This window comes from Flavobacterium sp. EDS, from assembly GCF_020991525.1.
In the GTDB taxonomy this organism is placed as follows: Bacteria; Bacteroidota; Bacteroidia; order Flavobacteriales; family Flavobacteriaceae; genus Flavobacterium.
Map to the genome: position 1 here is coordinate 43,318 of NZ_JAJMOZ010000021.1, position 13,670 is coordinate 56,987.

At 33.4% G+C, this 13,670-nt stretch carries 10 protein-coding genes and 1 pseudogene; 3 read left to right on the plus strand and 8 right to left on the minus strand.

Annotated elements, in window-relative coordinates:
• Positions 1–142: 142 nt before the first annotated feature.
• The 3 genes from LPB87_RS19400 to LPB87_RS19410 form a co-directional block, all read right to left on the minus strand.
• Positions 143–1,354, minus strand: coding sequence for a Xaa-Pro peptidase family protein (locus LPB87_RS19400; protein WP_129538642.1), 1,212 nt, complete (start codon positions 1,352–1,354; stop codon positions 143–145).
• A gap of 672 nt (positions 1,355–2,026) precedes the next feature.
• The gene (locus tag LPB87_RS19405) at positions 2,027–3,094 is read right to left on the minus strand and encodes a proline racemase family protein (RefSeq protein WP_230728994.1); all 1,068 of its coding nucleotides are present in this window, start codon (positions 3,092–3,094) and stop codon (positions 2,027–2,029) included.
• On the minus strand, positions 3,087–4,061 hold the full coding sequence (locus LPB87_RS19410) for an ornithine cyclodeaminase family protein (RefSeq protein ID WP_129538644.1): 975 nt from the start codon (positions 4,059–4,061) through the stop codon (positions 3,087–3,089). Before LPB87_RS19410 ends, LPB87_RS19405 begins: the two co-directional genes overlap by 8 nt.
• 154 nt (positions 4,062–4,215) lie before the next feature.
• On the opposite strand from LPB87_RS19410, the gene LPB87_RS19415 reads away from it, so the two are divergent.
• Positions 4,216–5,508: a S28 family serine protease gene (locus tag LPB87_RS19415; protein ID WP_230728995.1), complete on the plus strand. Its 1,293-nt coding sequence runs from the start codon at positions 4,216–4,218 to the stop codon at positions 5,506–5,508.
• 325 nt (positions 5,509–5,833) lie between these two features.
• Complete coding sequence (locus tag LPB87_RS19420; protein WP_129538646.1) at positions 5,834–6,268, plus strand: META domain-containing protein; 435 nt, start codon at positions 5,834–5,836, stop codon at positions 6,266–6,268.
• 162 nt (positions 6,269–6,430) lie between these two features.
• Here the strand turns inward: LPB87_RS19420 and LPB87_RS19425 are convergent, their stop codons facing one another.
• Positions 6,431–6,784, minus strand: a complete 354-nt coding sequence (locus LPB87_RS19425; protein ID WP_129538647.1) for a helix-turn-helix domain-containing protein — start codon at positions 6,782–6,784, stop codon at positions 6,431–6,433.
• 110 nt (positions 6,785–6,894) lie between these two features.
• Here LPB87_RS19425 and LPB87_RS19430 point away from each other — a divergent pair, with 110 nt between their 5' ends.
• Positions 6,895–7,527: an NAD(P)H-dependent oxidoreductase gene (locus tag LPB87_RS19430; protein ID WP_129538648.1), complete on the plus strand. Its 633-nt coding sequence runs from the start codon at positions 6,895–6,897 to the stop codon at positions 7,525–7,527.
• A gap of 276 nt (positions 7,528–7,803) precedes the next feature.
• On the opposite strand, the gene LPB87_RS19435 is transcribed toward LPB87_RS19430, so the two are convergent.
• From LPB87_RS19435 to LPB87_RS19450, 4 genes and pseudogenes are all read right to left on the minus strand, one after another.
• The gene (locus LPB87_RS19435; RefSeq protein ID WP_230728996.1) at positions 7,804–8,268 is read right to left on the minus strand and encodes a hypothetical protein; all 465 of its coding nucleotides are present in this window, start codon (positions 8,266–8,268) and stop codon (positions 7,804–7,806) included.
• Positions 8,269–8,334: 66 nt separating this feature from the next.
• The gene (locus LPB87_RS19440) at positions 8,335–9,561 is read right to left on the minus strand and encodes a gliding motility-associated C-terminal domain-containing protein (protein ID WP_230728997.1); all 1,227 of its coding nucleotides are present in this window, start codon (positions 9,559–9,561) and stop codon (positions 8,335–8,337) included.
• 125 nt (positions 9,562–9,686) lie between these two features.
• Positions 9,687–12,086 carry a hypothetical protein gene (locus tag LPB87_RS19445; protein ID WP_230728998.1) on the minus strand — a complete coding sequence of 800 codons (2,400 nt, stop codon included), beginning with the start codon at positions 12,084–12,086 and terminating at the stop codon, positions 9,687–9,689.
• Between the two features lie 89 nt (positions 12,087–12,175).
• A pseudogene (locus LPB87_RS19450) lies at positions 12,176–13,670 on the minus strand (hypothetical protein); the annotation flags it as partial.

Genomic DNA, 13,670 nt, shown 5'->3' on the forward strand with positions numbered 1-13,670 from the left:
ACACCATATAAATACAAATTCCACAAATTCACACTAACTAATTGGTGCAAATTCGTGGAATTTGTGTCTGTTTCAACTTTAGAATCAGCCTAAACAGCATCATCTGCGTGAAACTTTAAACTATAAAAAGCTTCGATCAATATTAATATCCAAAAGGATTATCTACACTATCCATAGGTTCAGTAAACCATTTAGGCCCATTAGCAGTCATGTAAAAATGATCTTCATGGCGAATACCAAATTTTCCTGGAATACAAATCATAGGCTCATTACTAACCACCATGCCTTCACGAAGTTCTATATCACTTCCTCTTACTAAATAAGGATATTCATGAATGTCTAATCCTGTTCCATGCCCTACTCTGTGTGGCAATCCAGGCAAATTATAATCCGAACTTAATCCTGCCGCCGCCAATGTTACTCTGGCTGCATCATCTACAGAACCACAGCTTGCTCCTATTTGAGCAGCTTCAAAAGCAGCGCGTTGCGTAGCTTTTTCAAGATTCCAAATCGTTTTGTATTCTTCAGAAGGAGTCCCATAGGCATACGATCTGGTAATATCCGAAAGATATCCTTCTAATCGACAACCCGTATCTATAATAACAGCCCCATTTTCTTTTAAATCTTGAGGGACAGATACACCATGTGGATATTGAGTATCATCATCAAACAAAACAATACAAAAATAAGATCCTGAAGCAACACCTGCTTTGATGTGTGCATCATTAATAAAACTTGTAACTTCATTAACACTAATTCCTGGTCGCAATATTCTAGCCACTGCACGTTGCACTACCATTGTAATATCTTTGGCTGCTTGTATAATAGCAATTTCATTAACCGATTTTTGCATTCGACAACCCGAAGTAATTGGCAAAGCATTTATAATTGTATAAGATTGATTTGTTTTAGTTACACCATCGACTAAAAAATAAGGAGCTGACTCGTCTATAGCAATGGTCCCATCAACGATATTTTTATTTTTTAATAAATCTCCCATTAAAGCATATGGAGATTCATGCTCTTCCCAACAATTAATTTCCCCGCTTAATTGCATGTATTTATTAAATGTACCTTCTTCAAATTTTGGAACAATATAATCAAGCGTCCCGTCATCATACAATAAAGCCCCTACCATTCTTTCAGATGGATTCCACTTTGTACCTGTAAAATAATAAAGATTCGTTCCTGCATTTACATAAGTAGCTTTTACCTTTATTTCTTTCATAAATGCAACTGCTTTTTTTATTCTGTCTTCATACTCTTCTGTCTGTATTGGTTTTACATCCAGTGTCATATCTTCTATTTTTTCCAACTCAACAGCAGCGGTTGAACCTCCTATTCCAATTGTCATTTTTTATGTTTTTAATTATTTTAATTAATATGTTTAAAACCGTGTGGCAAAAAAATTCTAGCTTCAGTATCTCAGAATCGTAAAATTTTAACCGCTAAGTTCGCAAAGTTTTTAAAACCATTCTAATCATGAACGAAATTTAACCGCAAAAGAGCAAATATTTACGTAATGCTCGCTAAGTTTCTCCTCAATCTTGTCATCCTAAGCGGAGTCGAAGGACCATAATCTTTATCGAGCTACTCACGAAAACCCATCCTGTGTCAGGGTGACAAGTTTGTGAATTAAAGCCTAAAATTAACCACAAAGCCCACAAAGTTTCTCCACAATCTTGTCATCCTAAGCGGAGTCGAAGAACCATAATCTTTATCGAGCTACTCGAGAAGACCCTTCCTGTGTCAGGGTGACAAGTTTGTGATTTAAAGCCTAAAATTAACCGCAAAGCCCACAAAGTTTCTCCACAATCTTGTCATCCTGAGCGGAGTCGAAGGACCATAATCTTTATCGAGCTACTCACGAAAACCCATCCTGTGTCAGGGTGACAAGTTTGTGGGTGCTTGCACTTTTTCTCAGAACCTTGCTATCTTAGCCCTTCAGCACCTCAGCGCCTTTGAACCTTTGTACCTTTGCACCTTTGAACCTCTGCACCTTTGATCTTTTGAACCTCAAAAAAACCTATCTAAGAATAAACCCATTTTTCATGGGATCTTTTGGATCTATAATAAAAGTATTTACACCAGTCACAAAAGCTGTTCCTTCTACTTGTGGAATTACAGCTTTATGTGGTCCAAAATCTTTTTCCTCAACGAGAGATCCCTTAAAGATACTTCCTGTAATACTTTCTATTGTGATAGATTCATTTGGTTTTATTGCATTTCTAGCGTTCTCAATAGCAATTCTACCCGAAACACCTGAACCTGTTGGAGAACGATCTACTTCGCCATCGGCAAAAACACAAACATTCCTACTATGATTAGTAATATCCTGAGGTTCATCTATAAAAATTGTTCCATAAAGAAAACTCAAATCATCTTCAAATGGATGCAAAATTTCTTTATCCTGAACCATAACAGCATGTTTTATATCCATACCACTTAAAATAATAGTACGATAGTCTTCTTCTGTTAATCCAAAATTTAAATGTGTATTTTTCCTCAAATCTACATAAGCATAAAAAGCACCACCATAAGCCAAATCATAAATAATATTTCCTATTCCAGGAACATTTACAGCACGATCCAATCCTACAACAAAACTTGGTACGCAATGAAATCTAACACCAGTTACTTCTCCATTTTTAATGTTGACATATGAATAAATACGACCACATGGAGCATCAATTTTTAATTCGTTATCGCCTTCCTTTACAGTAATCCAATTCATTTTTGCAGCGAGTGTGCTAATAGCAATAATAGCATGACCACACATACTGCTATATCCTTCATTATGCATAAAGAGAATTCCAAAATCACCCTCTTCATCATTTGGCGGAAGCAAAATACAACCGTACATATCGGCATGACCTCGAGGTTCAAACATTAATGAAGTTCTTAAATAATCATAGTTTTCTTTTATATCTCGACGATATTCCAATACACTATTCCCTTTAAGATCTGGAAACCCAGAAACAATAACACGCAACGGTTCTCCACCAGTATGCATATCGATAGTTTTTATTTGTAACGCATTCGGCGCTATTTTATATTCTGTATTTGCACAAATAGTATTATAGGTTTTAGACATTTATTTCTAATTTTAAATTAAACTCTTTATAAAAATAAGCAGCAGCAACAAGATCTTCTAAAGCATGACCTACAGACTTAAAGAAAGTGATTTCTGTATCAGATGTTCTACCCAATTTTTTATTACTGCATAGTTCAAATAAATCTGCCTTAATAGATTCTCGGGTAATAATCCCATTAGTTAATGGAATTAAAATATCGCCACTTTCTTTTAATCCTCCTTGATAGGTATCAAGAAATACACTTGATCTTAAGATCGCTACATCATCGGCCTCGCGCATATCTTTTTTATAAGCACCCACCAGATCCAAATGCTGTCCGGCTTTAAGCCATTTTCCAAAAATAAGTGGAACAGGAGATAATGTAGCCGAAGAGATAATATCTACCTCCTGCACAACTTCTTCGATAGCCGAAATAGCAGTACAAGTAAACGGGAAGCCTTTTAATGCATCACAGACCATTTGTGCTTTTTGTATGGTTCTCCCCCATACATATACCTCTTTTATAGAACGAACACTAGCATGCGCCTGAATTAGATTAATTGCCAAAGCACCAGTTCCAATCATAAGCATAGAAGAAGCGTCTTTGCGAGAAAGATAACTACTGGCCAACGCTGATGTCGCAGCTGTTCTTTTACCAGTTAATGATTTTGCATCTAGAATTGCTTTGATATTGCCTTTATGCCCATCTAGATAAATGTATGTTCCTTGTATTGAAGGCAAATCATATTTACCATTATTAGGACTTACAGTAACAATCTTTACTCCCAAATCTTTTCCGGGTTGGAATGCAGGCATTAATAATAATGTTGAATCTTTGTTTTCTTCAGGATTAGCAAAATCATGATGGTGCCGAAGAGGTACCTCTATTGTTGAATCTGAAAACCCCTCACGAAGTTCCTTTATTAGTTTTTTAAAATCACAATTTTCTTCAATGAAATTGTCTGAAATAAGTTGAATAGGTTCCATATTTTGAGTTGAAATTTCACTAAAAATAGTAGATTATTTTTTCCAAATCCAATTTTACAAAGAACTAGTTAACATAAGACAACTTAAGGTTAATATAGTATAAATTGATTAGTTTTGAAGACTATATTTTTATAAAAAAATCAATTTTAAAATAATGAAAAAGTTAAAACACACTTTATTACTTCTGGTGGTTTCCTTCATTTCATGTTTGAGTTTTGCTCAAACTGAAACCATCACTAAAACCGATTTAGAAAATAAATTATCTCAATTATTTCCTGGCGTTGAGATTACCAAAATGAAAAATTTGGAAGGATTTACCGAATCGTATCAATTGGTTCTTAATGAACCATTAGATCATAAAAACCCTAAAAAAGGAACTTTTAAGCATTATATCTATTTATCACATTTAGATTTTAACAGCCCAATGGTTATTGAAACTGAAGGATATGCTGCTCGATACACAAAAAATGAATTAAGCTCTTTATTAAATGCTAATCAGCTCATTGTAGAATATCGTTTTTATGGAAAATCAAGACCCAACCCAATTCCTTGGGAATACCTAACCAATGATCAGGCTATAGCAGATTATCATAATATAGTTACCAAATTAAAACAATTATATACTGGTAAGTGGATCTCGACCGGAATTAGTAAAGGAGGAGAAACAACCTTAATTTACAAATCAAAATACCCAAAAGATGTTGATGTAGCCGTTCCTTATGTAGCTCCTTTAATTAATACGCAAGAAGATCCTAGAATACAACAACATCTTGCAACTGTAGGAACTGCAGAGTGCCGTGAGAAAATAATTGACTTTCAACGTGCATTACTACAAAATAGAACTGCTCTTCTTAATGAAATAAAAAATTATGGTGAAGAGAAAAAAATGACTTTCAACGAAGTTTCTATGGATGAGGCATTAGAATATAGCGCATTAGAATTTCCTTTTTCTTTCTGGCAATGGGGAGGGAAATGTGAAGATATTCCAAGTAAAAATGCTACTTCTAAAGAATTGTTTGATTATATGAATAAAATAGTTGGTATTAGTTTTTATAACGATGCTACTTTCCATGATTTATTACCATCTTATTATCAGCATATGGCTGAATTGGGCTATTATGGTTTTGATTTTACACCTGTAAAAGATTTAGTAACGTCAGTAAAAAGCACTTCAAATTCTCGATTTGCACCAAAAGATATTCAGATAAATTACAATCCGAAATACATTAAAAAAGTTAGAGACTATGTAGAAAATAAAGGTTCTAAAATACTTTATATCTATGGAGGTTATGACACTTGGGGAGCATGCGCTCCAACCCCTAACCCTAAACTTGATGCGCTAAAAATGGTTTTACCTGGCGGAAGTCACGCTACAAGAATTAAAAACTTTCCAGAGCAGGATCAGGAAAAAATAATGAAAACCCTAAAAAAATGGTTAGCCCAATAATACAATAAAAGTATATATTAAATGGAAAGAGAGAACAGCAAAATTGTTGTTCTCTTTTTTGTTCCCGTTTATTAATATCTAATTAAATCAGACTGAAAACAGATGATAAATTATCTCGTCAGACGCTAATTTGTCACGTTTGCGCACAAGTATTTATCTTTTAATTTCTTTAAGAATGATTTATAAAGAGTAGTATTGCTTTAACTTATTGAGATTGTGCTCGTACCAAAACAAGAAAAATCAACAAGCCAAATCCAAAATAATCATGATTTTTTTAACAAAATTCGATTAAAAATCTTTAAATTTATGTTCTAAAATATCTCTTATGAAAAACTACGTATTACTATTCGTTTCTGTTTTAACACTGTCATTTAATTCTTGTACAACAATGAAAGACACAACAAAAACTGCTGATCTTTATAATACAACTTGGGAACTAGAATATATTACTGGTCCACGTATTGCGTTTGAAGGTTTATATCCTGACAAAAAACCATTTATTAAGTTTGACGAAAGTACTGGTCAGGTTTATGGAAACGCAGGTTGCAATGGTTATAGTGCTCCGTATACTTTAAAAGGTAAAAAACTTAGTTTTGGAGAGCAAGGACCTGCAACTCTAATGTATTGTGAAGGTGGTGGAGAACAAACATTTTTACAAACAATTAAAAAAATTAATGGCTATTCTATCGATAAAGATGGAAAACTTAATTTAATGATGGATGAAATTCCAATGATGAGATTTAAAAAAGTAGCCAAATAATTTCATTAAAATACTAAGATTCTTAACTCCCTTAAAATCTTAGCTTTTTTATCTACAAAATGTCTCCAATATTGTATCATTTAAAAAAATGACAGTATTGGAGATTTTTTATGTTCAATTTTTAGATATTGAGAGTAAATACTACATCACTAAAACTGTGTACTATTTATCAATTATTCGCTGTCGATGTTTAATACCCCAATCTGCAATTACTTTAGTAACATCTTTGAGTGTTGCGCCATATTCAGTAATCTCATATTCAACCATTATAGGTTGAGTACCCAAAACTCTTCTTGTAATAAGTAAGTTTGCTTCTAACTCCTTCAAATCTCTACTTAACATCTTGCCTGATATGCCTTTGATTTCTTTTAATAAATCTGAATAGCGCATTTTTTTATAGCATAAGCAGGCAATAATGGATATCTTCCATTTACCATTTAGTATATCAACCACATCTTGAATGGCCATTACTGTACTATAGCATTGTTTTAATCGAATTTCATTGTCTGTTTCCATACTATGTTACCTGGTTACCCATTTGTTACTATTACTTTTCGTTACAAAGTTACTAAAAGTAACAAGGTTTTACATAGATTTGTATCTCCTAATTAAAAATAATTAAAAAGATGAATTTAATAGATATCTTAAATTGGCGTTATGCTACTAAAAAAATGAACGGGAATAAAGTACCGCAAGAAAAATTAGATTATATACTGGAAGCTGCCAGACTTGCTCCTTCTTCTTCTGGATTACAGCCTTATAAAATTTTTGTAATTAGTAATCCTGATTTATTAGAAAAAATAAAAACTATAGGTTGGAACCAAAGTCAAATTACAGATTGTTCACATTTACTAGTTTTTGCCGCTTGGGATGGTTATTCTCTTGAAAGAATTACTGCTGTTTTCAACAAAACCCTTGCAGAGAGAGGCTTACCCGCTAATACAATGGATGATTATAAAAAAACTCTTTGGGGACTTTACGAGCCTCTTTCTACAGAGTCGCATGCAAATCATGCCGCACACCAGGCTTATATCTCGATGGGGATTGCAATGGTTGCCGCTGCTGAGCAAAAAGTAGACGCTACGCCAATGGAAGGCTTTATTCCTGCAGAATTGGACAAACTTCTAGAATTAAAAGAACAAGGCTTAAAAAGCGTATTAATGTTACCACTTGGTTACAGAGATGAAGCTAATGACTGGTTAGTTAACATGAAAAAAGTCAGAACTCCTAAGGAAGAATTTATTACAGAAATTAAATAAATTATTTTGAGGTGCTTAGGTTTTTAAGGAACCAAGGTTCAAAGGTTCTGAGTTGCAAAGGAGGGCACTGAAAAAGTCCTTAAAAGTTGAAGAGCTAGTTTTATAAGTAAAAAGGAAGCGCTGAGAATCGTCTGTACAGAAATTCTCTCCACTACATATCACTAAAAAAGAGGCTGTTTTCGATATCGAAAACAGCCTCTTTTGATAAATGACTACTTTTTTAGTGCCCTCTTGCAAAGTTTTCAGCCTTTGAACCTTTGTACCTTCAAAAAATATTTATTTTTTTATCTCTTCAAATATAAATTCAGCATCTGTATAAGTTATAGGAACTCCAGGAGCGAAGCAAGGAAAACCAAGATAGGTGGTTGTAACTCCGTTTCCTAAGAATAGCTTCTTCCCTTTTCTTAATAAAGATATCGGAACCCTTTTTAAATTCCCTCCGTAAGGTCTACAATAATACTCCCCTGTAAATATATCTCCTTTAATATTTCCTTTTACACTTCCAGAATCTTTAGTGCTTTCCCCATATTTAATCTCATACTGACCATAAAAACGGGTATCATTTATCACTATCGATAAAAGTGCCGTGTCTTTATTGATATTTACTGCCTGATAAAAAGATTTCTTTTCTTTAATAGGTTTGTCTTTTGAATTACAGCTATATAACAACAATAGCAAAGTAATTACAAATAAAGATATAGATTGAGTAACTACTTGCTTTTTTATTATTTCTATAATCATAATTTGGCTGTTTAGTTTTCCCAAAAATATGAAATAAAATACTTAAAAATAATAAAATACTATAACTTAATCATTGTTAATATATAAATACCCCGCTTTATCTTTAGAAGCTCCATGGGTTACTTGATATTTTAGGATATAAAAATATGTTCCTGTTGGTAAGCCTTCTCCCTTATTTATGGTAACTCTCCCTTCGGATATTCCTCTAAACCAATTTCCATTGGCTCCATAATTTGAAGTCTCAAATACTTTTACCCCATAACGATTATATATCTCTAATGTATTGTCTGGAAATTTTTCTAATCCTGTAATATTGAAGTAATCATTATAACCGTCATCATTGGGTGATACAGCATTATAAACAACAACATCATCTACATTAGGTGTTTTTACTTTACCTAGTGTAAAAATTCCTGATTTATTAACTGCTGCAGTCACAGTTTCGTTTTGGCTATCGACAGCCGATGAGTAAAACTTCCATTTTGATTCAGTATCATCCCATCTAACAATTGCCAAAGAATGATCTGAATCTATTTTTATTAATTCACTTGGTGTTGTATTACTATTCCAAGATAACGTTAATGCTACATCAACTGTAGATTGATTGCTTTCGAACTCCCAATATTCATTGGCATCTATTAATGTAATCAGATCATCCTTTTTAGCATGAGGATATAATTCATCCGAATTTGCAAACACATATTTACTCTTAAATAAATTCTCGGTTGAATTCGTTTGATTTATTGCTAATGGTCTAAAATAGCCTTCTGCTCCGATAGGAAATTGAAAATCATTATTACCATTACGTTCAACATATCCATCGATATAACTATCGTTATTTGTGTTTCTGTGAGATGCATTTGCTTCGAAAACTACTGTTCCTCCTAAATTACTATTGGATACTATTCCTTTATTAAAATCTGAAATTCCATAGATACTGATTGCTGTTGACAACAAAAAAGCTGGCTGAATCATTCTGTTTTCAAACTTTATATTATTAAATTCACTTAATTCATTACCTGAGATGATTTGAGCTACGGCCGAACCCTTAAAATAGGTTAATCCAGAAGTTACTTTGGGACTAAAAGTTACTAATCCATCATTATTATAATTAGAATAAACTATAAATTGTCCATCATTAATAAAATCACCTGTCGATTTATTATCAAAATCTGCTACCGTTGCAAACTCTGTTCCTGACAAAATCGATACTTCTCCTATATTTATTGTTTGTGCACTCATTTTACCAATAAAAAGTATTGATAGAATTGCTTTTATATAAGTTTTGGTCATCTTTATTTTTTTTAAAATGTTACTTTAAAACGCAACGAATCATATCCTTAATTTAAACGTTGAGTTATAAAAAACACCTCAATCATTACATTGATTAATGAGGTGTTTTTACTTTTATCATTGATTTAAGGAATCAAATAAGTAGGATTAACGTTTTCTTGTGCATATTTAATTGCCCAAGCCATTGTATTAGCATACATCATACTGTTATAAACTGTAATTCCTCCATCATAAGCTTTTGACTGCACAAGTCCAGTTGATGTTATTTTAGCTGGCCAAGTAGTTGTTGATGTATTACCAGATGTACCTGCTGTCCATCCTGAATCACCTATATAGACATACCCTAACGTATTGTGCTTAAATGTAAATACTCTAGACGCATTACCTCTTTGAGTTGCTAAAACAGTTACATTTGTAGGTAATCCTGTAACATAATAAGAGTTATTCACATCACTACCTAGATCAAATCCTTTTATATTTCCAAATGGCCCTTCTAAAAGCGGATCTGAAACATTCAATATTGGATTTGTGTAGGTTGTTCCTGTTCCTGAAACCGATACTGATGAGCCACAAATAGTATTAATTAAATTCGTAGTACCACTAGCATCATTTTCTTGAGAGTGAATTATTACTCCTTTTTTATTCTTTACAAAATCATTCAAGACTAAAATTGAAGCTGCATTTGGTGTATAGTTATAGCCAATCACTATTATATCAATATTGTTTGTATTAATTAGATTCTTTAACGCATTACCATCATTATTTGCCCCATTAATAATCTTTAAGCTTTGTACCTGTACTGTACCTGTAGGTCCAAAATTTGATGAAGAAGCTAATATAGCTCTTGAAGCCTCTGCTGTTCCTGCTGTTCCTGGCTGATACATCCCTGATCCTAATCCTAACACTTGCATAGTACGGAAAACAAACGATATGCTTTTGTTACAAGTTGCTCCTCCATTGGTACTATTCGCAGTAATTGCATAAGTAAATGAACCTCCTGACGCTGGAGTACCTGTCGCAGTCATTACTACGTTTTGTGCTCCTGTTGTTGCAAACGTTCCTGTTGCCGAAAAGCTAATTCCGTTTACTGTATTGGTATTTATTGTGTATGCTCCCACATAACTTACATTTACAGGAACTGTCATTGTGTTTGTACCGTTCATAGTTACACCTGGGGCATAAGTTCCGCTTGTTGTAATTCCTGTGCAATTTGTTGTATAAGCAACTGGTTGTCCAGCGATAACAACTTTAAGCGTACATGTTCCTACCACGCCTGGAGTTCCAGACACTATAAGATCTGTTGTTCCTCCAGCAACTGGTTTTCCAGAACCTATAAGTGTTACGTTTTGTTGTCCTAGAGTAGATAAATTTATCAGTCCTGAAGTAAACGAAATTCCATTTGCAGTACTAGTAGTAATAGTAGTTTCTCCAGTTGCAGTAACGTTAATTGGTAATGTTATTGTATTAGCAGCTATTAAGCTTACATCTTGCATGTATGACCCATTTTGTGTTATACTGTTACAATCTATTGTATACCCTACTGGTGCTACTTTAACTGGAATACCACTACATGAAGCTCCTGCAACTGTAGTTGCATTAGATGACAAATTAAAATTATTTATACCTGAAGCAACTGGTGTTCCTGTTCCTAATAATTCTATTGTTTGATTACCTGTAGTCGTAAATGTTCCAGTTGCACTAAATGAATATCCATTTACTGTATTTGTTTTCATACTCCAAAAACCAACACTAGTCACATTAACACTTACTGATAATTTATTTGAAGCCGTAAGTGGAACTCCTATAAAATAAGTTCCCTCGGGATTTATACTTGCACATGATATTGCAAAATCAACGCTGGCATTCTCAACAAAAATATGTGGTACACACGAAATGTCTATTCCGTTTAATGAAATTGTCACTGCATCCCCCGCATTTCCTACGTCATAACCGCTATTTGGTGTTCCAACTCCTGGTAAACTCAATACGTATGAACCTGCACTAGGAAAAGTTCCGCTAGTATTAAAATAATATCCATTGGCTGTTGTTGCCGAAACCGTATAGGTACCAGGTTGTGTAACTGTTACTGGAATATTTAAATAATTAGACAATGCTAAAGTTTCTCCTTGTTTAAAATTTCCATTTGCTTTTATTTGACCACATTGTACCGTAGAAACATTGAATACAGCTGGCGGTGGTGTACCACAAATACTTAACCATACACCTTGTGCCTTACTCCAATAGTCAAAACATCCTGTTGTTATATTGAAGATCAATAATCCATCGGTTAAATTTCCTGCTGATATTCCATCACGTTGCGCAGTTGTTAATCGCGAGGTCAACATTCCTTTATTGGTACTCTCTAATTCAAACAAAGCACCTGGAAAAGCTTTTTCTGCCCCTGCACTTACTGTTCCGTCTTTTATTTTTGTACTTTCTACCTGAGCAAAAAGAGAACAGAAACTTAATAAACTGAAGACCATTGATAAAATAACCTTTCTCATTTTAGATATTTCAATTTTCATGATTTTATATTTAAATTTTTAGAACTATGCTACTCAAAGTATAGGTATTCAATACCTTATTCACTTTTTCGCTAACTTTATCTATTTCTCTAATTAAGTTTTTTTTCTATAATTTTTTCTAATTTCTCTAAACGTTGATTCATTAAATCTGAAGCTTCTTTCAATTCTTTAATCATTTTATCCTTTGCTTCAATTTCTTCACTTTGAGTTTCATTTATTTTATTTTGCTCTATAATGTGCAGGTAAATCTCTTCTGTCTTTTCTAATAATTGTATTGACAATTCTGACATATTAAATGAATAACCATCTTTAGTTTTTTCTAACTCAGTGATTGGTGTTATCCCTGGAAGGTGTTTGTTCTTTTTAATATATTCCTCTATTTCTCCTAATTGTTTAAATTTATAATCAGCTTTAATCTCAGAAAATCCTTGAAAATAATCTTCAAACACATAATCAGCATAGAAACTATTTACTGTCGTTATCGTACCATTTACTCTCAATTTTTCATTTACAGCATTCGATGGTTTTGTATATCCAATTCCAACCCAACCTTTTGTATATATATCCTCTGTATTTAATGTCGCTCCAACATTAGTTGTTGCGCTAAACCATGGTTCTTTTAAAGCTTCTCCAAGATCTAATTGTACTAATTTCTTATTTTCATCAGTATAATCTAAGGTTCTGGTTGTAGCATTTACATCAAGAGTTGTTAATGTTTCAGTATCTCCAACCAAATCCACCATTTTAAATTCTGTAGCATTTCCTTTTTCATCTTTATAAATCAAAGAATGATCTGCTCCATCATAAACTAATGAAGTTAATGTCTCTACTCCTTTAACTAAAACTGATAAATCGATTGAATTGGGAGTGTTTGTTTCATCTGTATAAGTTAATGTGTGTTTGTCAAACATTTGTCCATCAACATCTGTTTCTTGTGTTACAACATCAGCCAAGGACGTTATTGTTTCTTTAATTGCTTCTGGATTGCCTGCTGCATTTGTATACGTTGCAATTGTATTTCCTACTGTTACAACTGGTAATAATGTAGTTACTCCATCAACTCCTTTTTCACCTTTTAAAGTGTCTTTATCGGCTTGGGTTAAATCAGCAAAAGTTAATTTATCTCCTTTTTCACCTTTCAACCCGTCCAGTTGTTCTTGTGTGAAATCAGAGAATGTAAATGACTTTCCATCTGCTCCTTTTAATCCATCCAATTGTTCTTGAGTGAAATCAGAGAATGTAAATGATTTTCCATCTGCACCTTTCAATCCATCCAATTGTTCTTGGGTGAAATCAGAGAATGTGAATGATTTTCCATCTGCTCCTTTCAATCCATCTAGTTGTTCTTGGGTGAAATCAGAGAACGTAAACGCTTTTCCATCTGCTCCTTTTAAACCATCCAGTTGCTCTTGTGTGAAATCAGAGAATGTGAATGATTTTCCATCTGCTCCTTTTAATCCATCTAATTGTTCTTGGGTAAAGTCTGCAAACGTAAACGCTTTTCCATCTGCTCCTTTTAAGCCGTCCAATTGCTCTTGTGTAAAGTCTGCAAACGTAAACGCTTTTCCATCCGCTCCTTTTAAG